Raw genomic sequence first — 24,175 nt, 5'->3', positions numbered from 1 at the left:
GGGCACCTCCTCGGGCACGGAGGTCACCGCGGCTCCCCCGTGTACTCCTCGTACGTCCGGTACTCGACGCCGAGCCGCTGCAGGGTCTCCCTCAACCCGTAACGGTCCAGGCCGAGTTCGCCGTCGAGGAAGGCGGCACGGGACCGGGCCTCCTTCGTCTCGCGGGCCTCGGACGCCTCGGCGGCGGCACGGGCCCGCTCGCGCGGGACGACCACGACACCGTCGTCGTCCGCGAGGATCACATCGCCGGGGCGGATCACCTGGCCGTCGATCGCGACCGGCACGTTGACCGAGCCGCCGGTGGCCTTGACCGTGCCCTGCGCGGAGACCGCCCGCGACCAGGCCGGGAAGTCCATCTCGCGCAGCTCCTGGGTGTCGCGGATACCGGCGTTGATGATCAGGCCGCGCACCCCGCGCCGCTGGAGCGCGGTCGCGAACAGCTCGCCGAACATGCCGTCGGTGGACGGGGAGGTGGTGGTGACGACCAGGACGTCACCCTCGCGGCACTGCTCGACGGCCGCGTGGATCATGAGGTTGTCGCCGGGCCAGCTGAGCACGGTGACCGCGGTGCCGGCCATCCGTACGCCCTGCTGGATCGGCCGGATCCCCGGCCCCAGCAGCCCGGTCCGGCCCATCGCCTCGCTCACCGTGGCCACCCCGAAGGCGGCCAGCGCGTCGACGTCCTTCTGCTCCGCCTTCGGCGGGTTGGTGACGATCACGCCGCTCATGCCAGCTCCTTCGCGATCTGGGGGTACGGGCGCATGTACGCCTCGGCCATCGTCCTGTGTGCCAGGCCCAGGTTCGGGCCCGCGTTGCGCTTGAGCTGGACGCCGCGGCGTACGGCGAGGTCGGTGTAGTAGTCCCACAGGTGCTGCTGGGCACCCAGGCACTCCATCGCCCGCCGCTTGGTCTCCCAGACCTCGGTGATGTCGAGCAGGACCTCGGGCCGGAAGCCGCTCATCTCGGGCTGGTGCGGCTCGAAGTAGAAGACCGGCGGGGCGCCGATGATCTCGCCCTCGCCCGGGTAGCCGATGGCCTGCGCGAGGACCCGGGCCTCCATGGCCATGCGGTTGGCGGCCGGGTGGTCACCGTTGTACGGGTCCTCGGTGGGGTGGGTGAGGACGACGTCGGGCTGGGTCTCCCGGTAGACGGCGACCAGCCGGTCGGTCAGCTCGGCCGACGCGATGAGCGGGTAGTCGCCGGCGTCGAAGAAGCGGACCTCCGCGCCCAGGGCGGCGGCGGCGCGCTCGGCCTCGTCCCGGCGTATCGCCTTGATCTCGTCCAGCTTCCGGCCCTCGCGCCACGCCTTGGCGGACTCGCCGCGCTCGCCGAAGGTCAGACAGGCGATGGTGACCTTCTCGCCGCGGGCGGCGGCCAGGGCTATGGCGCCGCCCGCACGCCACACGAAGTCCCCGGCGTGCGCGGTGACGACGAGGGTCGCTCTGGGTGGACCGGCGGGCGCGTTGGCCTGGATCATTCCGTAATCTCCTTGGTCGGATGGGCGCCCGCCCCGCCCGGCCGTGATCAGTCGCGCAGAGCCTCGATCACGCTGGTGAGGTGGGCGCGGACGGCCGACTCGGCCGCCTGCGGATCCCTGGCCCGGATCGCTTCGATCATGGTCAGGTGCTCGTTCAGGGATTGCTGCGGACGCCCCGGCCGCAGCGCCAACTGGAAGCGGTGACGCACCAGTTGGGCGTTCAGCCGCTCCAGCAGCTCCTGCGCGGTCCGCTGGTCGGAGAACTCCCGGATGCGGACGTGCAGTTCGTGGTTGAGGTCGGAGTAGGTGACCGGCTCGCCGTCGGCGACGGCCTTGGTCATCGCCGTGCCGAGCTCCGTCAGCTGGAGCAGCTGCTCGTCGCTGGCCGCGACGGCCGCCTTCGCCGCGCACAGCCCTTCGAGGACCATGCGGCACTCGGTGATGGCGACCGCTTCGTCCACGGTCACCACCCGGACCCGCGAGCCCCGGTTGCGGATCCGCTCGACGAGCCCCTGGGACTCCAGATCGATGAGTGCCGCGCGGATGCTGGCCCGCGTCACACCGAACTGCTCGGCGAGCTCGTTCTCCACCAGCCGCTGCGCCGGTGCCATCTCGCCGTGCAGGATCGCCTGCCGCAGCTGCGCGAACGCGTGGTGCTTGGCCTGCTCCCCGGTGCCCGGACGGGCTTCCTTCGGCATCGTTGCCCTCCCTGAGTGAGTGCCTGTCGAACCTAAATCTAGCCAGACAACATTGTCAACAATTTTGTCCGCCATATCCGGGGGCGTGCGGCGGGAACACCCCGTTCGCGTCACTTGATCACGGCGTTGGCCACCACGACCACCACACCGAGCAGCGCGTCGACCACGCCGGTCCCGAGGGCCACCGGCCACGACCGGTGCGACCGGCGGGCGGTGAGGAGCCCCAGGCCGAACAGGAGGGCGATGTTCAGGGCGAACGCCGGGTACTCCACCCCGTTCGCCGGCCACCACCCCCAGCCCGCGCCCGCCAGCACCAGCACCGTCGGCACGACCGCCACGACCAGCGGCCATTCGTCACGCAGCGCGCGCAGGGCGTCCCCACGGCGGTGCGGGGCACGCTCGGCGATGTAGTGGGCGTAGCCGTGCGCGAGGGCGGAGGCGAGCGCGGTCACCAGCAGCCACAGGGCGTCGTAGCGGCGGCTGCCCCGGGAGGAGTGTCCGTACTGGGTGAGCGCGGCGACCATCGAGCTGGCGAGGACGGCGCCGTAGACCCCGCCGAACAGGAGGTTCTCATGGGCGTCGGGCGAGTGCCGCTCGACTGTCGCCGCCGTGGGCCGGGCCATGTGATCCACGATCTCCCGCTCCGGCCCGGCTCGCAGCTTCAGCGGGCCGGTGGGGCCGTCGTCCCCCGGATCTCCAGCAGTGGCGCGGCCAGCTGCACCCGCCCCGCTCCCCCGCGTCCCTCGAGCCGGTCGAGCAGGCAGCGGGCGGCCCGGCGCCCGACCTCGTGGCCGGCGTTGTCGACGGTGGTCAGCCACAGATGCCGCAGCCGGGACGTGCTGGTGTTGTCGTAGCCGACGACGGACAGGTCCCCCGGGACGCGCAGGCCGAGTTCCTCGGCCGCGGACAGCGCGCCGACGCAGGCGATGTCGTTGACGGCGAACACGGCGGTGGGCCGGTCCGGGCGGCCGAGCAGCCGTACGGCGGCCCGGTGGCCGCCCTCCTCCGTCATGTCGCTGGGCTCGACCAGGGCGTCCGGCACCCCGTGCGCCCGCATCGTCGCCTCGAAGCTGCGCCTCCTGAGCTCGCCGACCGCGCCGTAGCCCGCGATGTGCGCGACACGGCGGTGGCCGAGCCCGAGCAGGTGCTCGGTGACCAGGCGCGCGCCCCGTTCGTCGTCGCCCGCGACCACGTCGACCCCCGGCGGGACCGGTTCCCGGGCGCCCGCGACGACCACCGGGACCCGCTCGGCGACCGCGCCGAGCGCCGCCGGATCGGGCAGGGTGCCGACGACCACCAGCCCGTCGGCTCCCAGGTCCAGGAAGGGGCCGGCCGGATCCTGGCCGGCCCGCCGGTTGAGACGGGCGTCGGCGAGCAGCATGTGCAGTCCGCCGGCGTGCAGCAGCGAGTTGAGGCCGTCCAGGAGGTCGACGTACCAGGGGTTGCGCAGGTCGTGCAGGAGGACGCCGACGGTGCGGGTGCGCTGTTCGCTGAGGCTGCGCGCGGCCGCGTTGGGCCGGTAGCCGAGCTCGCGCACGGCCCGCAGCACGGCCTCCCGCTTCTCGGCGCGCACCTGGTCGGAGCCGCGCAGGACGAGGGAGACCAGCGACTTGGACACCCCGGCCCGGTCGGCGACGTCACGGATGGTCGGCGGTCTCATGCCCTGGACCGTTCCACGTCGCCCTGAGGTTGTCAAAGGATCACGAAGGGCTTGACACCCCTGAAGAAAGCCCCCCAGGGTGGCCTGGACAAGAAAATGGACCGGTCCAAATGAGGTCCAGTGGGACTGAGGGACTGAGAGGGGCTGTCGGTCATGGTGGAGTCCGTGGATGCGCTCGGTGTCGCCGTCGTCGGGTTCGGCTGGATGGGCCGGGTGCACACCCAGGCGTACGCGCGGGTCCGGCACCACTACCCGCGGCTCGCGCTGCGCCCGGAGCTGGTGACGGTCGCCGAGGAGGTCCCGGGCCGGGCCGAGGAGGCCGCCGCCCAGTTCGGCTTCGCCTCCACCACCCGGAACTGGCGCGAGGTCGCCGCCGACCCGCGAGTGCGGGCCGTGAGCATCACCGCGCCGAACTTCCTGCACCGCGAGATCGGCGTAGCGATGGCCGAGGCCGGCAAGCACATCTGGATCGAGAAGCCGGTGGGTCTCACCGCCGAGGACGCCCGCGCGGTGGCGGACGCGGTCGCGAAGGCCGGGGTACGGGGCGCGGTCGGCTTCAACTACCGCAACGCGCCCGCCGTCGAGACGGCCCGCGACCTGATCGCCTCCGGTGAGCTGGGCACGGTCACGCACGTCCGCATCCGCCTGTTCAGCGACTACGCGGCCCATCCGGACGGGGCGCTGACCTGGCGGTACGAGCGGGAGCGGGGCGGCAGCGGGGTGCTCGGCGACCTGGCCTCGCACGGCGCGGACCTGGCCCGCTTCCTGCTCGGCGACATCGCCTCCCTGACCGCGGACACGGCGGTGTTCGTCCCCGAGCGGGCCCGTCCGACCGGGGCGACGGCGGGCCACAGCCGCGCCTCGGGCGGCGAGCTGGGCCCGGTCGAGAACGAGGACTACGTCAACTGCCTGCTGCGCTTCGCCTCCGGCGCCCGCGGGGTCCTGGAGGCCTGCCGGGTCTCGGTCGGTGAGCAGAACAACTACGGCTTCGAGGTGCACGGCACGAGGGGCGCGGTGTTCTGGGACTTCCGCCGGATGAACGAGCTGGGCGTCAGCCGCGGCACGGCCTACCAGGACCAGCCGGTCAGCACGGTGTACGTCGGCCCGGGCGACGGCGAGTTCGGCGCGTTCCAGCCGGGCGCCGCCAACGCGATGGGCTACGACGACCTCAAGGTCGTGGAGGCGTACCGGTTCCTGCGCTCGATCGCCGAGGGCACTCCGCACGGGGCGACCCTGGCGGACGCCGTGCACAGCGCGACCGTACTGGAGGCGATGTCGCGGTCGGCGGAGAACGGCACGTGGGTGGACGTGCACCCGTAGGGGTGGCGGTGGAACCACCCCCGGTTCGGTTGCCAGGCCCAGGGACCGCACGCCCCGGGCACGGCAGGCTTCAAGGGCCGGCGAGCACGCGGACGCCGGCACCGGATCCGTCACACCGAGAACTCGGGGGAACTCCCATGTCCGAAGCCGTCGCCCGGCGCCTGACCGGCCTCGCGGCCCTCGTCGCCGCGGTCGCCCTCGTCGTCCAGGTGCCGCTGTACTTCATCTACCCGGGCCCGCCGCCGGACGGGAACGTCCTGTCCCGGCTACTCGTCGGGATCGTCGCGCTGGCGTCCCTGGTCGTGTTCGTCACGGCCTTCCGGGACCTGGTCCGGCGCGCCGGCCCCAGCCACGAATGGGCCGGCTCGATCGCCTTCTCCACCGGCCTCGTCTACGCGACGGTCACCCTGGTCTCCATGGGCCTGGAGGCGGGCGCGGTCATCGCCGTCGACCGCCCGATCGATCCGACGATCGACGTCAGCGGCACCTACCTTCTCTACGGGACCGTCTCCCGGCTGATGCTGGCGCTCTTCCTGGCCTCCCTCGGGTACGCCGTCTCCCGCACCCGGCTCCTGCCACGCTGGACCGGCCGCTCGGCGTACGTCCTGGCCGGGACCAACCTCGCCTTCGTGCCCTCGCTGTTCTTCGGCAACGACCCCGCGTTCTTCTACGCGGCGAACGGCTGGGGCACGACGGCGCTGATGGGGGCGGTGTTCAGCTACTGGCTGCTGGCGCTGGGCGTCGCGACGTACCGCAGCGCCGGACGCGTCGGCCGGGCGGCAGGCTCGCCGGCGCTCCGGCACTGAGGGAGACCGGCCGTCGAAACCGGCCGCCGCAGGTGACCGCCCCGTCAGCCGGCCGTCACCTGCGGCGGCATGTTGTACGGCGTCACCACCTGAATGGCCGAGGGCAGGGTGGGCCCGGCCGGCGGCAGCGCGCCGTGCGCCCGCATCACGAGGTGGCAGGCCTCCCGCATGTCCTGGCGCAGGTCGTGGTGGAGGACGGCGGACAGGCGCTCGTCCCGCAGCAGACGGGTGTTGTCGTGGTCGAGGTCGTGCGCGACGAACACGACGCATTCGCGGCCCGCGTCGGCGAAGGCACGGAGCGTCGCGATGTTCCCGCCGCCGATGGAGTACACCGCCCGGATCTCCGGATCGCGGTCGAGGGCCGCGCGGACGAGGTCGTACTGGGTGGCGTCGAGGCCCTGGCCCTCGGTGATCTCCACGAGGGTCCGCCTCGGGTGGCGGGCGCGCATGACGCCGCGGAAGCCCATCTCGCGCTCCTCCTCGTTGCGGAAGAAGCCGCTGGAGAGGCTGGTCAGGACGTTGCCGGGACGGTCGCCCAGCCACTGGCCCGTCAGGTAGGCGGCGGTGGCGCCGGCGGCCCGGTTGTCGATGCCGACATAGGCGAGGCGGGGGCTCGCGGGCAGGTCGGTGACCAGGGTGACCACCGGGATGCCGGCGGCGACCAGCCGGCCCACGGCGGCGGTGATCTCGGGGACGTCCGGCGCCTTGAGGATCACGCCCTGGGTGCCGCGCCGGGCGATCCGGTCGAGGGCGGCGACCTGCTCCCGGACCGGCCCGGTCTCCCGGAAGTGGAAGCGGGAGCGCAGCACGGCCGGGTGCAGGGAGGGCAGCTCGGCCTCCAGGGCGGCCCGTACGGCGGTGGTGAAGCGTTCCGGTGCCTGCATCACGATGTCGACCATGAAGGTGCGGCCGACCAGCCGGACCTGGGTGCGCTGGCGCTGCAGGTCGGCGACGGCCCGCCGTACCTCCTGCTCGGTGGACTCACGGACCCCTCCCCTGCCGTTGAGCACCCGGTCCACGGTGGCCTCGCTCAGACCAGCCTGACGTGCGATCTCACGGATGGGGAAGGGGTGGCCCACGGTCATCTCCTGCGCAGGCCGCTTGAGGGGTTTTTGATGGCTGCCTGCTGGTTGTTCGACGGGTTTGTCATGACAAGAATGGCAGTGCAGAGCCGCAGCCGAAAGGACTTCCGCACATGGGACTTCTCGACGACAAGGTCGTCCTCGTCAACGGCGGCAGCCAGGGCGTCGGCGCGGCCGTCGCGCGGGCCGCGGTCCGCGAGGGCGCCGCCGTCGCCGTCACCGGGCGCCGGCCCGAACCGGGCGAGGCGCTGGTCGCGGAACTGACCGCCGCCGGCGGCAAGGCCGTGTTCGTACGGGCCGACCTCGCGGACGCCGAGCAGGCGAAGGCGTCCGTGACGGAGACGGTGGCGGTGTACGGCCGGGTGGACTGCCTGGTCAACGCGGCGGGCCTGACCTCCCGGGGCACGCTCCTCGACACGTCGCCCGAACTGTTCGACCAGCACATCGCGATCAACCTGAAGGCCCCGTTCTTCGCCATGCAGGCGGCGGTGGCGGACATGCTGGCCCGTGAGGCGCCCGGCACCGTCGTCAACGTCATCACGTCCTCGGCGCACGGCGGGCAGCCCTTCCTCGCGCCGTACGTCGCCGCCAAGGCCGGACTGGCCGGTCTGACCCGCAACGCGGCGCACGCCCACCGCTTCGACCGGATCCGGATCAACGGCCTGAACATCGGCTGGACGGCCACCGAGGGCGAGGACGCGACCCAGAAGGCCTTCCACGGCGCGGGGGACGACTGGCGTGAGGAGGCGGCCGCGCGGCTGCCGATGGGCAAGCTCGGCCAGCCCGACGAGATCGCCGACTTCGTGGTGTTCCTGCTCTCCGACCGGTCCGGCGTGGTCACCGGTTCGGTGATCGACTGGGATCAGAACGTGCTCGGCGGCCTCGACTGAGGCCCTGGACCTCTCACCTCTCCCCGCCCCCCGTACGACCCCGCTAGGAGCTGCATCCCCATGCGTATCGGAATCCTCGGCCTCGGCCGCATCGGCGCCTTCCACGCCGAGACCCTCTCCGGACTCGACGCGGTCGAGTCGCTCGTCGTGGCCGACCCGTTCGCGGAGGCCGCCAAGTCCGCCGCCGAGCGGTTCGGCGCCGAGGTCGCGGACTCCCCCGAGGCCGTGCTCGCCGCCGGCGTGGACGGTGTCGTGATCGCCGCCGCGACCGACGCCCACCCGGGCCTCATCCTGGCCGCCGTGGAGGCCGGCGTCCCCGTGTTCTGCGAGAAGCCCGTCGCCAGGACCATGGCCGAGGGTGTCGCCGTGCTGGGGGCCGTCCAGGGAAGCGGCGTGCCGATCCAGATCGGCTACAACCGCCGCTTCGACGCCGGGTTCGTCGCCGCGCGGGCCGCCGTGCGGAGCGGTGAGCTGGGCAAGCTGCACACCGTGCGCTCGACCACCCTGGACCCGGCGCCGCCGCCGGCCGCGTACATCGCCGCCTCCGGGGGCATCTTCCGGGACTGTTCGGTCCACGACTTCGACATCATCCGCTGGGTGACCGGCCGCGAGGTGACCGAGGTGTACGCGGTCGGCGGCAACCGGGGCGCCGACTACATCAAGGAGGCGGGCGACGCCGACACCACCGGCGCGCTCCTCACCCTCGACGACGGCACCATCGCGGTGATCTCCAACTCCCGCCACAACGCCCGTGGTTACGACGTCCGCATGGAGATCCACGGCTTCACGGACTCCATCGCGGTGGGCCTGGAGGACAAGCTGCCGCTGCGCTCGGTCGAGCCCGGCGTCACCTTCCCCGCCGGCACCCCGCACGACTTCTTCATGGACCGCTTCACGGCCGCCTACCGCGCCGAACTCACCGCGTTCACCGAGGTCGTGGCCGGTACCCGGCCCTCGCCCTGCACGATCGAGGACGCTCTGGAGGCGGGCTGGATCGCGGAGGCCTGCACGCTCTCGCTGCACGAGCACCGGCCGGTGACCATCGCGGAGGTGCGGGCCTCCTGAGCCGGCTCTCCGCTGTCGGGGGCGGTCCCTGAGGGGCCGCCCCCATCGGCCCGGCCGGCCTCACAGGGCGTAGCGGACCAGCCAGTCGTCCGGGTCGTACGCGTCCCGCGCCGGGTCCTTCGGCGTGGCCGGGCGCTCCTCGACGGTGTCCTCCGGGCGCACCCGCTCGGGCAGTGTCCCGAACCTGGCCCGGCGCAGGTCCTCCGCGCTGCCGGACTGCTCTTCCTCCTGCATCTCACCCTCCCCGCTGACGGCTCCACGCACCTTCCACCCTCTCCAACGTCCTCGCCGCGCCGCCGGTTCCACCGGCAGGCCGCAGCCGACCGGCAGCAGGAGGGGCCACACGAACGCGGACGCGCCGCCGCCTCTCGGCGACGGCGCGAACCGGCTGCTCAGCGGGAGGGTCAGGCCCCGCAGGACCGCAGGAACTTCCGGGTGCGCACCGCGATGGGCAGCGGCCTGTCCGGCTCGCACGGGTACATGTCCTGCTCGACGATCGCGAACAGCTCCACACCGAGCCGCTGAGCCGCGACCAGCACCGGCTCCAACTCCGGTACACCGGAGGGCGGTTCGCACATCACCCCGCGCTGGACGGCCGGCCCGAACGGCACTTCGTCCCGCACCACGTCGGCGAGGACCGCCGGGTCGACCTGCTTGAGGTGCAGATACCCGATGCGTTCGCCGTAGGTCTCGATCAGCTTGACGCTGTCGCCGCCGCAGTAGGCGTAATGACCGGTGTCCAGGCAGAGGTTGACCAGTTCGTCGTCGGTGGAGTCCAGGAAGCGTTCGACGTGCTCCTCGGTGTCGATGTGGGTGTCCGCGTGCGGGTGGACGACGAGGTCGAGACCATAGGCCTCCTTCACCTCGTGGCCCAGCCGCTCCATCCCCTTGGTGAGATGGGCCCACTGTTCGGCCGTCAGCTCCGGGGGCTCCAGGATCTCGGCGGTCTTGTCGTCGCGCCAGAAGGACGGGATGACGACCAGGTGCCGCGCGCCCATCGCCCGGGTGAGCGCTGCCACTTGGCTCACATGCTCCCAGGTGGCCTCCCAGACCGACGGACCGCGGTGCAGGCCGGTGAAGACCGTGCCGGCCGAGACCTTGAGGTCGCGCCGGTTCACCTCGTCGGTGAGCCGGGCCGGGTCGGTCGGCAGATAGCCGTACGGCCCCAGCTCGATCCAGGAGTAGCCCGCCTCGGCGACCTCGTCCAGGAACCTTTCCCAGGGCACCTGCCGGGGGTCGTCGGGGAACCAGACCCCCCAGGAGTCCGGGGCGGAGCCGACGCGGATACGGTCCAGCGCCGCGCCCATCTCAGGACTTCCCCTCGCCCGCGCCGGCCACGGGGGCCTTGAGGTCCTTCTCCTCGGGGAGTTCTTCGACGTCGACGCCGCGGACCTGGGACAACTCGTGCTTGAGCGCGGCGAGTTCGGCGCCGCCGGCCATGTGGTTGGTGAGCTCCTCGAGGCTGACCTGTGCGCGGGAGGCGGAGAGTTCGAGGGTGCCCAGGCGCAGGACGCTGAAGTGGTCGCCGACCATGTAGGCGTGGTGCGGGTTGTGGGTGATGAAGATGACGCCGAGTCCGCGGTCGCGGGCGGCGGCGATGTACTTCAGGACCACGCCGGACTGCTTGACGCCGAGGGCGGCGGTGGGCTCGTCCAGGATGAGGACGCGGGCGCCGAAGTAGACGGCGCGGGCGATGGCCACGCACTGGCGCTGGCCGCCGGAGAGCGTCCCGATGGGCTGTTCCAGGTCGTCGAGGACGATGCCCATCTCGCGCAGTTCCTCGTCGGCCGTCCTCTTCATCTTCTCGATGTCGAGGCGGCGCACGGGCCAGGGGCCCTTGGTCATCTCGGAGCCGAGGAAGAAGTTGCGCCACACCGGCATCAGCGGGACGGTCGCGAGGTCCTGATAGACGGTGGCGATGCCCTTGTCGAGGGCCTGGCGGGGGGTGGTCAGACGGACGGGTTCGCCGTCGACGAGGAACTCGCCCTCGGTGTGCTGGTGCAGCCCGGAGATGATCTTGATGAGGGTGGACTTGCCGGCGCCGTTGTCACCCAGGACACAGGTGACCTCGCCGGGGAAGACCTTCAGGTCCACACCGTGCAGGGCACGGATGTTGCCGTAGGACTTGCCCGCGTTGCGCAGTTCGACGACCGCCCCGTCCGCCCCCGCGGCAGGGCTGTCCGCGATGACGGCGCCGTGGGTGGCGGCCTTGCTGGTGGATGTCATGTCGGTCACCTCCGGGTCGCCGTGCGGCTGACCCACAGATTGATCAGGACGGCGCCGAGGAGCATCACGCCGAGGAACGCCTTGAACCAGTCGGGGTTCCAGCCGGCGTAGACGATGCCCTGCTGGACCATGCCGAACATGAACGCCCCGAAGACCGGGCCGATCGCGGAGCCGGCGCCGCCGGTCAGCAGACAGCCGCCGATCACGGCCGCGGAGATGTAGATCAGCTCCTGGCCCACGCCCTCACCGGACTGCACCGTGTTGAACGTGAACAGCTGGTGCATGCCGACGAACCAGGCACCGAACCCGACCAGCATGAACAGCGAGATCTTGGTGAACCTCACGGGCACGCCGACCGCCCGCGCGGACTCCTTGTTCCCGCCGACCGCGAAGACCCAGTTGCCGTACCTGGTGCGCAGCAGCACCCAGGTCGCCAGCGCCGCGAAGACCAGCCAGTAGAAGATCGTGATCTTCACCTGGACCCCGCCGATGTCGAACGACGACGCGAAGACCTTCTTCGCCTGGCCGAACCCGTCCATGTCACTGATGTCGTCGGTCGCCACGTTCGTCGTGACCAGCTTCGTCACCGCCAGGTTCACACCCTGCAGCATCAGGAACGTGCCCAGCGTGATCAGGAAGCTCGGCAGACCCGTCTTGACGACCATCCAGCCGTTGAAGAACCCGATGGCGAGGGACACCAGCAGCGCGACCACCACACCGACCCACACGTTCATGGTCAGCTGGTAGCTGAGCATGCTCGCCGTCAGCGCCGAACTGATCACCGCGACACCGGCCGACAGGTCGAACTCCCCGCCGATCATCAGCAGCGCCACCGGCAGCGCCATGATCCCGATGGTCGACGACTGGTACAGGATGTTCGCCATCGAGGAGGCCTCGCGCACCGGCGGGGCCGCGACGAGGAAGAACACGTACACCGCGACCGCGCCGAGGAACACACCCACCTCGGGGCGCGCCAGCATCCGCAGGGCCAGCGGACGGTCGGTGGTCCGGCCGTCCGTCTTCCTCGGGCCGGAGGCCGGCGGTGTGGACACCGCCGGCTCGGCGTGCTGGGTCATGCTCATCACCGGGTTCCCTTGGCGGCGAACGCCGCGACCGTGTCGACGTTGGTCTTGTCGACGAAGGCCGGACCGGTCAGCACCGGCTGCTCCCCGCCGCCCATGTAGTTGCCGTTGTTCTTGTAGAGCCACAGGGAGTCGATCGCCAGGTAGCCCTGGAGGTAGGGCTGCTGGTCGACGGCGAACTGGATGGTGCCCTTGCTGATGGCTCCGGTCAGGTCCTTGTTCAGGTCGAAGGTGGCGATCTTCGCCTTGCTGCCGGCGTCGGACACCGACTGCACGGCGGTCAGCGCGAAGGGCGCGCCGAGCGTCACGACGTAGTCGATGGCCTTGTCCTGGCTCAGCTTGGCGGTGATCGTCGACTTCACCGACGGCATGTCGGTGCCGTTGACGTTGAGGACCTCGGTGGTGCCGGAGAAGGTCTTCTTGACGCCGTCGCAGCGCTGGGTCAGGCCGATGTTGCCCTGCTCCTGGATGACACAGACGGCCTTCTTGGCGCCGGCCTCGTTCAGGCGCTTGCCGAGCGCCTCACCGGCGACGGTCTCGTCCTGGCCGAAGAACTCCATGAGGCCGAGCTTCTGCCATTCGCTGACACCGGAGTTGAGGCCGACCACGGGTATGTTCGCGGCCTTCGCCTTGGCCACCACGTCCTTGAGGGCGTCGGGCTTGGCGAGGGTGACGGCGATGCCGTCGACCTTCTGGTCGATGGCGTTCTGGACCAGGTTGGACTGGTTGCCCGCGTTCGGGTCCGCGGAGTAGATGAGCTTGACGTTGTCCTTGGCGGCGGCGGCCTCGGCGCCCTTGCGGACGATGTCCCAGAAGGTGTCGCCGGGCGACTGGTGGGTCACCAGAGCCACGGTCATCTGCGGGGTGCTCGCCTTGCCCGCGGAGGCGGCGCCCGCGCTCTCCTCCGACTTCTTTCCGCCGGAACTGCTGGAGCAGCCTGCGAGGGTCAGGGCCACCGCCGCGGCCATGGCCACGACCGGGGCGATTCTGCGGGAACGGGGCGAAGAGCTGTCCATCTTTCCTGCACCTCACTGTGCGACGGGAATACGACCGGGGAAAGGGGAAGGCGATCTCGAGGATCCGGGGCCTGGTACTGCTCAGGGTGGGGCCATGAGGCCGGGTCCGCGACTGTTCGGTTGTGGACTCGGCTCGTGCGCTGCTGGGACGGGATCCAATCCCCTGATTCGTCCGCTGTCAATACTTTGTTAAGACATCATTGCAGGAGCAGGTCCGAATGTAAGAACAAACCATTGACAGCGGAGGCCACCGGGACCTACACCTGGGAGACGCCAGACCCCCCGACCACCGTGAGGAGCGTCGCGCATGGCCGAGCCTGCCCAGCCCCCGGACCTGATCACGATGGGTCGTGCCGGGGTCGAAATCTACCCCAGGCACACGGGCGTCGCCCTCGCACGCGTGGACGATTCGGGGAAGTTCCGCGAGAGTGCCGCGCCGGTCGCCTCCGGCGCCCCCGCGCAGCGCGCGCACCTCACCGGCGTACGCGAACCCCACCCCCGCGCCGAGGAGTTGCCCTTTCACGGGCCGCCGTCCGGCCCGGCGCGGAAACAGACGATCCGCCGCACGGCCGACTCAGGAGGTGCCCCCGATGGCGAGAACCGGTGAACGAACCCGCGCGGGGGCCGGCTCGGCACTGGACGGACTGCACTTCGCGCTCGACCGCGGCAGCCCGGTGCCGCTCTACTACCAGCTCGCCCAGCAGCTGGAGTCGGCGATCGAACACGGGGCGCTCGCCCCGGGCAACCTCCTGGGCAACGAGATCGACCTGTCGACCCGCCTCGGCCTGTCCCGGCCCACGGTCCGCCAGGCGATCCAGTCACTGGTCGACAAAGGCCTCCTGGTGCGCCGCCGCGGCGTCGGCACCCAGGTCGTACACAGCCAGGTGAAACGGCCGCTGGAGCTCAGCAGCCTCTACGACGACCTGGAAGCGGCCGGGCAGGGCCCCACCACGCACGTCGTGCGCAACGAACACGTCCCCGCGACCGCGGACGTGGCCGCCGCCCTGGGGATCGCGGAGGGCGCCGAGGTCACGCTCCTGGAGCGGCTGCGCTCGGCGCACGGCCAGCCGGTGGCGTTCCTCTGCAACTACCTGCCCCCGGCCCTGCTGGACCTCGACACCGGCCGGCTGGAGTCGACCGGCCTGTACCACCTGATGCGCTCCACCGGCATCACCCTGCACAGCGCCCGGCAGACCATCGGCGCCCGCTCCGCCACCGCCGAGGAGGCCGAGCTCCTCGGCGAGACGGCGGGCGCCGCCCTGCTGACCATGCAGCGCACGGCGTACGACGACACCGGGCGGCCGGTCGAGTACGGGACGCACATCTACCGTGCGTCCCGGTACGCGTTCGACTTCCAGCTGCTGGTCAGGTCGTAGCCGCGGGGGCTACCTCGGAGCCATCCGCAGGGCGCCGTCCATGCGGATGGTCTCGCCGTTGAGGTAGTCGTGGTCGACGATCGACAGGGCGAGCCGGGCGTACTCCTCGGGCCGGGCGAGCCGGCGCGGGAAGGGCACGCCCGCCGCGAGCCCGGCGCGGTACTCCTCGGACACGGTGGCCAGCATCGGCGTCTCCACGACGCCCGGCGCGATGGTGCACACCCGGATGCCGTACTGGGCGAGGTCGCGGGCCGCGGGCAGGGTCAGACCGACGACCCCGCCCTTGGAGGACGCGTAGGCCGCCTGGCCGATCTGGCCGTCGTAGGCGGCGATGGAGGCGGTGTTGACGATCACGCCCCGCTGGCCGTTGTCGTCGGCCTCGGTCTGGGCGATGGCCTCCGAGGCGAGCGCGAGCACGTTGAAGGTGCCGATCAGGTTGACCTGGATCACCTTGGCGTACAGGGCGAGGTCGTGGACGCCCTTCTTGCCGAGGATCCGCGCGGAGGGGCCGATACCGGCGCAGTTGACGACCGTCCGCAGCGGGACGCCCGCGCCCGCCGCGACGGCCACGGCGGCACGGACCTGCTCGGGGTCGGTGACGTCGGTGGGGACGTAGGTGACGCCTTCCACCTCGGGAGCCTGGTCCACGCCGTCCTTGAGGTCGAGGGCGAAGACCTTCGCACCCCGCTCGGCGAGCGCCTTCGCGGTGGCCGCGCCGAGGCCGGACGCACCGCCGGTGACGAGGGCGGCGGTGTTCTCGAGCTGCATCATCACTCCTTGCCGAGGGCGGTGAGCACACCGCCCTCGTTCCGGTCCAGCGCACGGGAGATGATCATGCGCTGGATCTGGTTGGTTCCTTCGAAGATCTGCATGACCTTGGCCTCGCGCATGTAGCGCTCGACCGGGAAGTCGCGGGTGTATCCGTACCCGCCGAGGACCTGCACGGCGTCCGTGGTCACCTTCATGGCGTTGTCCGTGGCCACCAGTTTGGCGATCGACGCCTCCCGGGTGAAGGGCAGACCGAGATCCTTCAGCCGCGCGGCGGACAGCGCGGTGGCCCGCGCCGACTCGATCGCGGCACCCATGTCGGCCAGGACGAACGCCAGCCCCTGGTGCTCGATGATCGGCTTGCCGAAGGTCTCCCGCTCACGCGCGTAGCGCACCGCGTGGTCCAGGGCGCCCTGGGCGAGGCCGGTGGCGACGGCGGAGATGCCGAGGCGTCCGCAGTCCAGGGACGCGAGTGCGATCTTCAGACCCTGTCCCTCCTCCCCGATCCGCCGCTCCACGGGCACCCGGACGTCGTCCAGCCGCATGGTGGCCGTCGCCGAGCCGGTCAGACCCATCTTCCGCTCCGGCGGGTCGGCGCTCAGCCCCGGGGTGTCCGCCGGGACCAGGAAGCAGGAGATGCCGTGGGCGCGGTCGTCGGAGGTGCGGGCCATGACCGTGTAGAAGTCGGCGTAGCCGCCGTGGGTGGTCCAGGCCTTGGCGCCGTTCAGGACGTACGAGTCGCCGTCGCGGACCGCGCGGGTCAGCATGGCCGCCGGGTCGGAGCCGGCGTGCGGCTCGGACAGGCAGTACGCGCCGAGCAGCTCACCGCCCAGCATGTCGGGCAGCCAGCGCCGCCGCTGTTCCTCCGTGCCGAACCGGTCCAGCGGGAAGCAGGCCAGCGCGTGCACCGAGATGCCCACGGCGACGCTCGACCAGACCGCGGCGACCTCCTCCAGCACCTGGAGGTAGACCTCGTACGGCTGGCCCGCCCCGCCGTACTCCTCGGCGAACGGCAGCCCGAGCAGCCCGCTGCGGCCGAGGGTACGGAAGACGTCCCTGGGGAACGCCCCGTCCGCCTCCGCGTCGGCGACCCGGGGTGCGAGTTCCTTGGCGGCGAGGGTCCGCGTGAGCTGGATGAGCTCGACGGCCTCCTCGGTCGGCAGGGCGCGAGTGGCAGGCATGGTGACCTCCACGTAGTAGTACTGAGAGTGATACTGCGGTGCGTACGCACGTATCATTTACAGTACGGCAAAGAGGTGTGCCCCAGCCAGGCGGAAAGCGGCCCGATCGTCACAACGGGATGGCCGGAACTGATGGCCGGGACGGCTCGTCAGGACGAGACGGCGTGCACGATCAGCGAGGCGAGCTGCTCGTACGCCTCCGCGTCGGTCAGCCCGGTGCGCGCCTTCAGCTCGCCCTGCTGGATCTGCCGCATGGTCGCGGCGGCGACCTCCCCGACGAACGCGGTGTGCACGTCCCGGAAGGCGCCGCCGGACACCCCCTCGGCGATCAGCTGCCGCACCCGCTCCGCGGCCATCCGCGTGTTGGCCTCGTACACCTCGCGCGCGGGCGGGAAGTCCGCCACGTCGTCGAGGAAGCGGCGGGAGAGCGGGCGCAGCTGTTCGGCCACGGTGGTGAGGTACACCCGGACGCGGTCCGAGGGGTCCACGGTCTGCGCCACCCGCTTCTCCACGGCCTCCGTCGCCCCGCGGAAGTAGTGCTTGGCCGCCTCCACCACCAGCCCCTGCTTGCTGCGGGCGAGCTGGTAGAGGGTGGTCTTCGAGCAGCGCAGCCGCTCGGCGAGGTCGTCGAGCGTGAGGTCCGAGAAGCCCTCCGCCGTGAGCAGCGCGACGAGTCGTTCCAGCAGGTCGGCCTGTCGGGCGGTACGGCGGGTGGACGGCATGATCCCAGCGTAGCGCCGGTGGCCCGGCCGCCCGGTCCTCAGTGGACGGTGTCCAGCCTCGCCCGCTGGTCCTCGGTCAGCTCCAGGTCCACAGCCGCGAGGTTCTCCTCCAGCTGCGCCACCGAGGAGGCACCGGCGAGCGGGACGACCGGCAGCTCGCCGCCCAGCTGCCAGGCCAGTACGACCTGGTTGACGCTCGCGCCGGTCTCGCGTGCGACCTCGCCCAGGACGGCGAGCCGGGCCGGGGTGCCCGGGTGGTCGTAGTCCGGCGGCAGCGGCCGGTCCCGGCGGGTGTACGCGCCCCTGAGCAGCGGCGAGTACGCGACCAGGGTGAGGCCGGGCTCGGCCCGCAGATAGCCGAGGAGTTCCGGGCCTGCGTGGCCGAGGCCCCCGTCGGGGAAGAGGTCGCTCGGGACGTCGGAGCGCGGGCGCAGATGGCTGTGGTGGTACTGCAGCACCTCGTAGCCGGGCAGACCGGCCGCGGCGGCCAGGGCGCGGGCCCGCTCCACGCGCCAGATCGCCTGGTTGCTCACGCCGAGCAGTCCGACCGTGCCCTCCGCGACGAGCGCGCCGAAGGCCTCGACGGTCTCGCGCTGCGGGACGGTGTGGTCGTCGATGTGGGCGTAGAGCAGGTCCAGCTTCTCCACGCCGAGCCGCTCGCGGCTGCGCTCGGCCGACTCCCGGATCACCTTCGCCGAGAGGCCCTCCGGGTTGTCGGTGTAGCTGGTGCCCGGGGCCAGGGGGCGGGCGCCGAGCTTGGTGGCGAAGACGATCTCGTCGCCGACGCCGCGGCTGCGCCGCCACCGGCCGAGCAGTTCCTCGCTCTGGCCGCCCTGGCCGCCGTCCTCCCAGAACGCGTAGTTGTCGGAGGTGTCGACGAAGGTGCCGCCGGCCTCCGTATATCGGTCGAGGATCGCGAACGACGTCTTCTCGTCGGTCCGCGACCCGAACAGCATCGCGCCGAGCGCGAGCACGCTGACCTCACGGCGGGTGGCGGGATCGGTGCCTATGGTGCGGTACTTCATGGTGAATCCTCCCGTTCGGCCGGATCCATCGGATCTCCCCGGCTCGAACAGGAGTCTTCAACTTGAAGTGCGCTTCAGCGCAAGGGCTTTGTCCGGGCGCACGAGAAAGGCCGCCCTCCCATCACTGAGAAGACGGCCTCCGACCGGCAACAAAGCTGGTCGGGACGACAGGATTTGAACCTGCGACCCCTTGACCCCCAGTCAAGTGCGCTACCAAGCTGCGCCACGTCCCGGTGCGCGAGCGCCGCGGAGTTCCGCGTGATCGCGCGAACAGCACTTTACCCCACCCCGGGCGCCGCGCCGAAAATGACCCCGGCGCGGGACAATCGGCGCATGCGACGGGAACAGGGACAGGAGCCGGAACGGGACCGGGACGCGGAGGGCCGGGCACGCAACGCCCGGCCCCGGGACGGGCTGGGCAGGCCCCTGCCCTACGGCGCGGGCGGGGTGGAGCGGCAGCCGGAGGGCGTCGTACGGACCCCGGAGCGGACCGTCACCGAGGCGCAGGCCCTGCTGGACGCGGGCAAGCCGTTCCACGCGCACGAGGTCTTCGAGGACGCCTGGAAGTCCGGCCCCGAAGCGGAACGCGCGCTGTGGCGCGGACTCGCCCAGCTCGCGGTCGGTCTCACGCACGCGGCCCGGGGCAACCTCGCGGGCGGGCCGCGGCTGCTGCGGCGCGGCGCCGGGGCGGTGGAGGACTGGGCGGCGGGCGAGAGGCGGCCGCGGCCGTACGGAATGGATCTCGCGGGGCTGGCCGGCTGGGCGCGGGAGCTCGCGGCGTCGGTGGAGCGGACGGGCGAGGCGGTGGACGCGCGGGAACACGCGCCGCGGCTGCGCTGACCGGGCCGGCACCCGCCCCGGTCACTGTCAGTGGCGTAGGGCAGACTCGAGGTGTGCGAAGGATTCATGTCATCGGTATCGGAGCGGGCGACCCCGACCAGCTCACCCTGCAGGCCGTGCGGGCGCTGCGGAGCACGGACGTGTTCTTCGTCCTGGACAAGGGCGAGGTGAAGAGCGATCTGACGCGGCTGCGCCGGGACATGCTGGACATCCACGCACCGGAGGGCGCCTACCGGGTGGTCGAGGCCGGCGATCCGCCGCGGGACCGCCGGGCCGACGGCTCGGCCTACTCCCCCGCGGTCGGCGACTGGCGCAGCGCCCGCGCGGAGATCTACGAGCGGCTGATCCGCGAGGAACTCGGCGAGGAGGAGAGCGGAGCGTTCCTGGTGTGGGGCGACCCGGCGCTGTACGACAGCACGCTGGGGATCCTCGAGGAGGTGCTGGCCCGGGGCGCGGTCGCCTTCGAGTACGACGTCGTACCGGGCATCAGCAGTGTCTCGGCGCTCGTCGCCCGCCACCGCACCGGTCTGAACCGGGTGGCGCGGCCCGTGCAGATCACCACCGGGCGGCGGCTCGCCGAGGGCTTCCCGGAGGGGGTGGACGACGTGGTGGTGATGCTGGACGCCCACCAGACCTTCCGGCAGTACGCCGACGACGACATCGACATCTACTGGGGCGCGTACATAGGCACCCCGGACGAGATCCTCGCCTCCGGGCCGATCGCCGAGGCCGGCCCCCGCATCGAGCGACTGCGTGCCGAGGCGCGCGAGCGCAAGGGCTGGATCATGGACACCTACCTGCTGCGCCGCAACCCCGACCGCCGGTAGCCGGCCGCGCTACCGCAGCAGCAGCTGTACGCCGCCCACGACCGTCGCCGCGATGACGAGTTGTTCGAACAGCCGCTGGTTGATGCGGTGCACGGCCCACCTGCCGAGCAGCGCGCCGGGGACGACGAACGCGGCGAGCGCGGCGTCCAGGAGGAGGGACCGGCCGTCGATCAGGCCGAGACCGGCGCTGAACGGGACCTTCGAGAGGTTCACGATGAGGAAGAAGAACGCGGAGGTGCCCAGGAAGCCGAGCTTGCGGAAGCCCGCCGAGAGCAGGTACATCGACATCACCGGTCCGCCCGCGTTCGCGACCATCGTGGTGAATCCGCCGAGGACGCCGTAGGAGCGCGCCTTGACGCGGCCCGCGCGGGTCACCACGGCGTCGGGATCGTCGGCCGCCTCGGCCGAGCGCCGCCGCCACACCGTGACACCCGCCATCAGCAGCAGGATCGCGCCGATCGAGGTGCGGACCGCCCCGTCGTCGGCCCAGACCAGGAAGAGCGTCCCCAGGACCACTCCGGCCGCGACCGCGGGGAACAGCCGCCACAGGGTGGGCCAGTGCGCGTGCCGCCGGTAGGTGAGGACGGCGAGGACGTCGCCGGCGATCAGCAGCGGCAGCAGGACGCCCGTGGAGGCGCGGGCCGGCAGCACCGCGGCGAAGATCGCGAGACTGACGGTGTTGGCGCCGCTCACGGCCGTCTTGGAGAAGCCGACCAGCAGGGCCGCGAAGGCGAGGGCGGCGAACTCCCAGCCGGTGATGTGCCACAGAGTCATCGTGTTCATGCGGAAACCGATGCTACGCACAGCCATCCGTCGGCTGTAAGGACCGTCTCGCCAGTCGGCCATGTGCACTGAAAGGATTCCGCATGCGCCCTGGAACGCCGAAACGGGAGAAGCCATGACCGCACACGTCCTCGCGGGCACTCGAGGCACCCTGTTCGCCCACGAGTGGCCGCACCCGCGGCCCCGGTACGTCGCCCTCCTCGTCCACGGATACGGCGAGCACGCCGGCCGCCACGCGGAACTCGCCGGTGTCCTGAACGGGCACGGCGCGGCCGTCTTCGCGCCCGACCACATGGGACACGGAAGGTCGGCGGGCGAGCGGGTGGTGATCGAGGACTTCGAGGACGTGGTCACCGACGTGCACGCCGTGGCGGACCTCGCCCGGGCCGCGCACCCCGGCCTTCCGCTGGTCGTGATCGGTCACTCGATGGGCGGCCTGATCGCGGCCCGGCACGCACAGCGGTACGGCGGCACGCCCGCCGCGCTCGTTCTCTCCGGGCCGGTCATCGGCGACTGGGAGCTGCCCCGGCGCCTGCTGGCCCACCACGAGATCCCCGACGTCCCCGTCCACCCCGCCGCCCTCTCCCGCGACCCCGCCGTCGGCCGGGCGTACGCGGCGGATCCCCTGGTGTGGCACGGGCCGATGAAGCGGCCGACGCTGGAGGCCTTCGTACGGACCCTGGGGGCCGTCGCCGAGGGCGGTGGCGTCGGCCGGCTCCCGCTGCTGTGGCTGCACGGCGAGGACGACCGGCTGGTGCCCCTGTCCGGCAGCCGGACCGGCGTGGAGCGGCTCGCCGGGAGCGGGAGCGGGAGCGGAAGGGGAGGCGGGGTGACCGAGCGGATCTACGCCGGGGCCCGGCACGAGGTGTTCCACGAGACGAACAGAACCGAGGTGTTCGAGGACCTGACGAGCTTCCTGGACGGGGTGCTCGACGCCACGCCCGGCCACTGAGACCCGGCCGTTTGCACCGGTTCGCCCTGGGCACCCGCGCCTCCATGGAGTGGTTGCGCAGTGCCGCCTGCGTGGGCGAGGACCCCGACCTGTTCTTCCCCGTGGGCACGACCGGACCGGCCCTGCGGGACACCGCGGCCGCGAAACGCGTGTGCGCCCGCTGCCGGGTGACCGCCGACTGCCTGGCCTACGCGCTGGGCATCGGGCAGACCTCGGGTGTGTGGGGCGGTACCGACGAGGCGGAACGAGCGGAACTGCTCCGTACCGTCAGACAGGACGCGACGAGAAGGAGCACGGTATGACTGTCGTGAAGAGCTTTCTTCCCGAACCCGGCCGCCAGGTCACCTTCGACGCGTTGCAGAGCACCCTCGTGGATCTCCTCGGTCTCTCGCTGATCGGGAAGCAGGCGCACTGGAACATCGTGGGTCCGCGGTTCCGTTCGATCCACCTCCAGCTCGACGAGGTGGTCGCGACGACCCGTGCCTACGCCGACACGGTCGCCGAGCGGGCCGCCGCGCTCGGCCTGCCGCCGGACGGCCGTCCGGAGACGATCGCCTCGGCGTTCACGCTGCCCGGCCCGAAGGACGGCTGGCTGCGGGACGACGAGGTGGTCGGTGTCGTCGCCGAGGCGCTGGGGTCGGCGATCGGCCGGCTGCGGGAGCGGATCACGGCGACCGCGGAGCCGGACCCGGTCACCCAGGACCTGCTGATCGGCATCACCGCGGAACTGGAGAAGCAGCGGTGGATGTTCGAGGCGGAGAACCTGCCCCGCGAGCACTGATTTCCGTGAGGAGAGGCCCTGCCATGACCGACGCCCTCGAACTCGACGCGCTGTGGGAGGAGTTCCACCGCGTGGTGAACATGACCTCGCAGGAGCTGGCCGCCTGGCTGCGGGTGCGGGACGCCGACGAGAACGCGGAACCCCTCCCCGACGAGGCGGGGTCCCCGACCGGGCAGCACGTCCTGGCGATCCTGCAGAAGCGGCGCACCGACCTCACCGACGACGACGTACGGGTGATGTACCGGGTCGTGGACACGGTGACCGCGCAGACCGACCCGGAGAGCGAGCCGGTGGCCGAGGACACCGGTCTGCGCCACCGGTTGATGACGATCGGCCACGATCCGCTCAAGCCGTGACGCCGAGCCGCGCCAGCGCGGCGGACACCAGGGTGCGCACCCCCGGCGCCAGCACCGAGAGGTCCGGTGCGAACAACGGGCTGTGGTTTCCCGGCACGTTGAGGACCTTCTCGGTCAACTCCTCCCCCGGCGCCGCCTCCCACACCGCCGCCGGGGTCGAGGTCACGTACCAGTAGTCGTACGGCACGCCCTCGGGCGCGAGCAGCGAGAAGTCCTCGCTGCCCATCGCCTGCCCGAAGTCGAACACCGTGTGCTCGCCGAAGAGCCGGCGGTGCACGGCGGCGATCTCGCCGTCCAGGGCGGCGTCGTTGACGGTGTTCGGATAGCCGGGCAGGACCGTGACCTCCGGCGGCACCGGGCAGCCCGCGGCGGCGCACTCCCCCTCGACGATCCGCCGCACCGCGGTGAGGACGCGCTCGCGCACCCGGCCGTCCTGGGTGCGCACGTTCAGCGCGAGCCGGGCCTCCGCGGGGATGATGTTGGACTTCGTCCCGGCGTGGAACCGCCCCACCGTGAGCACCGCCGACTCCCCGGCCGCTATCTCGCGGGCGACGACCGTCTGCAGCCGGGTGACGATGTAGGCACCGGTCACCACGGGGTCGACGGTCGACTCGGGCCGCGAACCGTGCCCGCCCACCCCGTGCACCACGACGTCGATGTCGTCCGAGGCCGACAGGGTCAGTCCGGGGGTGTGCGGGTAGAACCCGGCGAGCCCGGGCGCGGCATGCTGGCCGAACAGCGCGTCGGGGCGCGGGAAACGCTCGTGGATCCCGTCCGCGACCATCGCGGCCGCGCCTCCCCCTGCCTCCTCGGCGGGCTGCCCGACCACCACGAGCGTGCCGGACCAGGTGTCCCGGGCGGCGGCGAGGACCTCGGCGGCGGCCGCGAGCCAGGTGACGTGCAGATCGTGGCCGCAGGCGTGCATGACCCCGTCGACCGTGGAGGCGTACGGCAGCCCGGTCGCCTCGCGCACCGGCAGCGCGTCCATGTCGCCGCGCAGCCACACCACCGGCCCGTCGCCGTGTTCGAGCACCCCGACCACGCCGGTGCGGGCGACCCCCTCCGTCACCTCGTACCCGGCCGCGCGCAGCCGCCCGGCGAGACTCCCCGCGGTGCGGTGCTCCCGGAAGGCGAGTTCGGGGTGCCGGTGCAGGTCCTGGTAGAAGGCCTCCAGCTCTCCCGCCCTGAGGTCGGCGGTGATGTCCCGGGTGACACGGGCGACGGCGGCCGGTTCGGTCATAC

General features: G+C 71.8%; 29 protein-coding genes and 1 tRNA gene. 12 read left to right on the top strand and 18 right to left on the bottom strand.

The window, feature by feature from the left end:
• Nucleotides 1–23 precede the first annotated feature (23 nt).
• From ABT057_RS12465 to ABT057_RS12445, 5 genes are all read right to left on the bottom strand, one after another.
• Complete coding sequence (locus ABT057_RS12465) at nucleotides 24–728, bottom strand: 4-carboxy-4-hydroxy-2-oxoadipate aldolase/oxaloacetate decarboxylase (RefSeq protein WP_352342657.1); 705 nt, start codon at nucleotides 726–728, stop codon at nucleotides 24–26.
• Nucleotides 725–1,477 carry a PIG-L deacetylase family protein gene (locus ABT057_RS12460; protein WP_352342655.1) on the bottom strand — a complete coding sequence of 251 codons (753 nt, stop codon included), beginning with the start codon at nucleotides 1,475–1,477 and terminating at the stop codon, nucleotides 725–727. The genes ABT057_RS12465 and ABT057_RS12460 overlap by 4 nt, the downstream gene beginning before the upstream one ends.
• A gap of 47 nt (nucleotides 1,478–1,524) precedes the next feature.
• A complete protein-coding gene (locus tag ABT057_RS12455) occupies nucleotides 1,525–2,175 on the bottom strand; it encodes a GntR family transcriptional regulator (protein WP_352342654.1) in 651 nt (216 codons plus the stop codon).
• Between the two features lie 110 nt (nucleotides 2,176–2,285).
• The gene (locus ABT057_RS12450; RefSeq protein WP_352342653.1) at nucleotides 2,286–2,798 is read right to left on the bottom strand and encodes a hypothetical protein; all 513 of its coding nucleotides are present in this window, start codon (nucleotides 2,796–2,798) and stop codon (nucleotides 2,286–2,288) included.
• Between the two features lie 38 nt (nucleotides 2,799–2,836).
• Nucleotides 2,837–3,835 carry a LacI family DNA-binding transcriptional regulator gene (locus ABT057_RS12445; protein WP_352342652.1) on the bottom strand — a complete coding sequence of 333 codons (999 nt, stop codon included), beginning with the start codon at nucleotides 3,833–3,835 and terminating at the stop codon, nucleotides 2,837–2,839.
• Between the two features lie 153 nt (nucleotides 3,836–3,988).
• On the opposite strand from ABT057_RS12445, the gene ABT057_RS12440 reads away from it, so the two are divergent.
• Together ABT057_RS12440 and ABT057_RS12435 are read left to right on the top strand one after the other, a co-directional pair.
• The gene (locus ABT057_RS12440; RefSeq protein ID WP_352342650.1) at nucleotides 3,989–5,155 is read left to right on the top strand and encodes a Gfo/Idh/MocA family protein; all 1,167 of its coding nucleotides are present in this window, start codon (nucleotides 3,989–3,991) and stop codon (nucleotides 5,153–5,155) included.
• 137 nt (nucleotides 5,156–5,292) lie between these two features.
• Complete coding sequence (locus tag ABT057_RS12435) at nucleotides 5,293–5,961, top strand: hypothetical protein (RefSeq protein WP_352342649.1); 669 nt, start codon at nucleotides 5,293–5,295, stop codon at nucleotides 5,959–5,961.
• A gap of 44 nt (nucleotides 5,962–6,005) precedes the next feature.
• Here ABT057_RS12435 and ABT057_RS12430 read toward each other — a convergent pair whose 3' ends face one another.
• Complete coding sequence (locus tag ABT057_RS12430; RefSeq protein WP_352342647.1) at nucleotides 6,006–7,040, bottom strand: LacI family DNA-binding transcriptional regulator; 1,035 nt, start codon at nucleotides 7,038–7,040, stop codon at nucleotides 6,006–6,008.
• Between the two features lie 116 nt (nucleotides 7,041–7,156).
• Between ABT057_RS12430 and ABT057_RS12425 the strand changes: the two genes are divergently transcribed.
• Together ABT057_RS12425 and ABT057_RS12420 are read left to right on the top strand one after the other, a co-directional pair.
• Nucleotides 7,157–7,933 (top strand): SDR family oxidoreductase, encoded by a 777-nt coding sequence (locus tag ABT057_RS12425; protein ID WP_352342645.1) that lies wholly within the window; start codon nucleotides 7,157–7,159, stop codon nucleotides 7,931–7,933.
• A gap of 60 nt (nucleotides 7,934–7,993) precedes the next feature.
• On the top strand, nucleotides 7,994–8,998 hold the full coding sequence (locus ABT057_RS12420; protein ID WP_352342643.1) for a Gfo/Idh/MocA family protein: 1,005 nt from the start codon (nucleotides 7,994–7,996) through the stop codon (nucleotides 8,996–8,998).
• 60 nt (nucleotides 8,999–9,058) lie between these two features.
• Here the strand turns inward: ABT057_RS12420 and ABT057_RS12415 are convergent, their stop codons facing one another.
• The 5 genes from ABT057_RS12415 to ABT057_RS12395 form a co-directional block, all read right to left on the bottom strand.
• Nucleotides 9,059–9,232 (bottom strand): hypothetical protein, encoded by a 174-nt coding sequence (locus ABT057_RS12415; RefSeq protein ID WP_352342642.1) that lies wholly within the window; start codon nucleotides 9,230–9,232, stop codon nucleotides 9,059–9,061.
• Nucleotides 9,233–9,402: 170 nt separating this feature from the next.
• Nucleotides 9,403–10,305: a sugar phosphate isomerase/epimerase family protein gene (locus ABT057_RS12410; RefSeq protein WP_352342640.1), complete on the bottom strand. Its 903-nt coding sequence runs from the start codon at nucleotides 10,303–10,305 to the stop codon at nucleotides 9,403–9,405.
• A gap of 1 nt (nucleotide 10,306) precedes the next feature.
• Entirely contained in the window at nucleotides 10,307–11,224 is a 918-nt protein-coding gene (locus ABT057_RS12405) for an ATP-binding cassette domain-containing protein (RefSeq protein ID WP_352342639.1), read from the bottom strand.
• 5 nt (nucleotides 11,225–11,229) lie between these two features.
• Nucleotides 11,230–12,306 (bottom strand): ABC transporter permease, encoded by a 1,077-nt coding sequence (locus tag ABT057_RS12400; RefSeq protein ID WP_352342638.1) that lies wholly within the window; start codon nucleotides 12,304–12,306, stop codon nucleotides 11,230–11,232.
• Nucleotides 12,306–13,322 carry a sugar ABC transporter substrate-binding protein gene (locus ABT057_RS12395; RefSeq protein WP_352342636.1) on the bottom strand — a complete coding sequence of 339 codons (1,017 nt, stop codon included), beginning with the start codon at nucleotides 13,320–13,322 and terminating at the stop codon, nucleotides 12,306–12,308. The genes ABT057_RS12400 and ABT057_RS12395 overlap by 1 nt, the downstream gene beginning before the upstream one ends.
• A gap of 307 nt (nucleotides 13,323–13,629) precedes the next feature.
• Between ABT057_RS12395 and ABT057_RS49165 the strand changes: the two genes are divergently transcribed.
• A complete protein-coding gene (locus ABT057_RS49165) occupies nucleotides 13,630–13,929 on the top strand; it encodes a hypothetical protein (RefSeq protein WP_502973874.1) in 300 nt (99 codons plus the stop codon).
• Complete coding sequence (locus ABT057_RS12385) at nucleotides 13,913–14,698, top strand: GntR family transcriptional regulator (protein WP_352342634.1); 786 nt, start codon at nucleotides 13,913–13,915, stop codon at nucleotides 14,696–14,698. Before ABT057_RS49165 ends, ABT057_RS12385 begins: the two co-directional genes overlap by 17 nt.
• Nucleotides 14,699–14,707: 9 nt before the next feature.
• On the opposite strand, the gene ABT057_RS12380 is transcribed toward ABT057_RS12385, so the two are convergent.
• The 5 genes from ABT057_RS12380 to ABT057_RS12360 all read right to left on the bottom strand — a co-directional run bounded on the left by ABT057_RS12380 (nucleotide 14,708) and on the right by ABT057_RS12360 (nucleotide 18,627).
• The gene (locus ABT057_RS12380; RefSeq protein ID WP_352342864.1) at nucleotides 14,708–15,466 is read right to left on the bottom strand and encodes an SDR family NAD(P)-dependent oxidoreductase; all 759 of its coding nucleotides are present in this window, start codon (nucleotides 15,464–15,466) and stop codon (nucleotides 14,708–14,710) included.
• A 2-nt stretch (nucleotides 15,467–15,468) separates the two neighbouring features.
• A complete protein-coding gene (locus tag ABT057_RS12375; protein WP_352342633.1) occupies nucleotides 15,469–16,647 on the bottom strand; it encodes an acyl-CoA dehydrogenase family protein in 1,179 nt (392 codons plus the stop codon).
• A gap of 149 nt (nucleotides 16,648–16,796) precedes the next feature.
• Nucleotides 16,797–17,369, bottom strand: coding sequence for a TetR/AcrR family transcriptional regulator (locus ABT057_RS12370; RefSeq protein WP_352342632.1), 573 nt, complete (start codon nucleotides 17,367–17,369; stop codon nucleotides 16,797–16,799).
• Nucleotides 17,370–17,407: 38 nt separating this feature from the next.
• Nucleotides 17,408–18,394, bottom strand: coding sequence for an aldo/keto reductase (locus tag ABT057_RS12365; RefSeq protein ID WP_352342630.1), 987 nt, complete (start codon nucleotides 18,392–18,394; stop codon nucleotides 17,408–17,410).
• A 156-nt stretch (nucleotides 18,395–18,550) separates the two neighbouring features.
• Nucleotides 18,551–18,627 (bottom strand) — tRNA-Pro (locus ABT057_RS12360).
• Between the two features lie 100 nt (nucleotides 18,628–18,727).
• On the opposite strand from ABT057_RS12360, the gene ABT057_RS12355 reads away from it, so the two are divergent.
• Entirely contained in the window at nucleotides 18,728–19,234 is a 507-nt protein-coding gene (locus tag ABT057_RS12355) for a DUF309 domain-containing protein (RefSeq protein ID WP_352342629.1), read from the top strand.
• Nucleotides 19,235–19,287: 53 nt separating this feature from the next.
• Complete coding sequence (cobF, locus tag ABT057_RS12350) at nucleotides 19,288–20,061, top strand: precorrin-6A synthase (deacetylating) (RefSeq protein ID WP_352342628.1); 774 nt, start codon at nucleotides 19,288–19,290, stop codon at nucleotides 20,059–20,061.
• A 9-nt stretch (nucleotides 20,062–20,070) separates the two neighbouring features.
• On the opposite strand, the gene ABT057_RS12345 is transcribed toward cobF, so the two are convergent.
• Nucleotides 20,071–20,844, bottom strand: a complete 774-nt coding sequence (locus ABT057_RS12345) for a sulfite exporter TauE/SafE family protein (protein ID WP_352342627.1) — start codon at nucleotides 20,842–20,844, stop codon at nucleotides 20,071–20,073.
• A gap of 115 nt (nucleotides 20,845–20,959) precedes the next feature.
• Between ABT057_RS12345 and ABT057_RS12340 the strand changes: the two genes are divergently transcribed.
• From ABT057_RS12340 to ABT057_RS12325, 4 genes are read left to right on the top strand one after another with little or no spacing between them, the layout of a single operon-like run.
• Entirely contained in the window at nucleotides 20,960–21,796 is an 837-nt protein-coding gene (locus ABT057_RS12340) for an alpha/beta hydrolase (RefSeq protein WP_352342626.1), read from the top strand.
• Between the two features lie 11 nt (nucleotides 21,797–21,807).
• Complete coding sequence (locus ABT057_RS12335; RefSeq protein WP_352342625.1) at nucleotides 21,808–22,098, top strand: WhiB family transcriptional regulator; 291 nt, start codon at nucleotides 21,808–21,810, stop codon at nucleotides 22,096–22,098.
• The gene (locus ABT057_RS12330; RefSeq protein ID WP_352342624.1) at nucleotides 22,095–22,577 is read left to right on the top strand and encodes a Dps family protein; all 483 of its coding nucleotides are present in this window, start codon (nucleotides 22,095–22,097) and stop codon (nucleotides 22,575–22,577) included. Before ABT057_RS12335 ends, ABT057_RS12330 begins: the two co-directional genes overlap by 4 nt.
• Nucleotides 22,578–22,600: 23 nt before the next feature.
• Nucleotides 22,601–22,933, top strand: coding sequence for a DUF3140 domain-containing protein (locus tag ABT057_RS12325; RefSeq protein WP_352342623.1), 333 nt, complete (start codon nucleotides 22,601–22,603; stop codon nucleotides 22,931–22,933).
• Here ABT057_RS12325 and ABT057_RS12320 read toward each other — a convergent pair.
• Entirely contained in the window at nucleotides 22,923–24,173 is a 1,251-nt protein-coding gene (locus ABT057_RS12320) for an amidohydrolase (protein ID WP_352342622.1), read from the bottom strand. The two genes, ABT057_RS12325 and ABT057_RS12320, sit on opposite strands and share 11 nt — an antisense overlap.
• Between the last annotated feature and the right edge of the window lie 2 nt (nucleotides 24,174–24,175).

It is taken from the genome of Streptomyces sp. NPDC002588 (genome assembly GCF_040295925.1).
Lineage (GTDB): Bacteria > Actinomycetota > Actinomycetes > Streptomycetales > Streptomycetaceae > Streptomyces.
The sequence above is the reverse complement of the archived record's forward strand: the minus strand, read 5'-3'. Positions and strand labels throughout refer to the sequence as shown.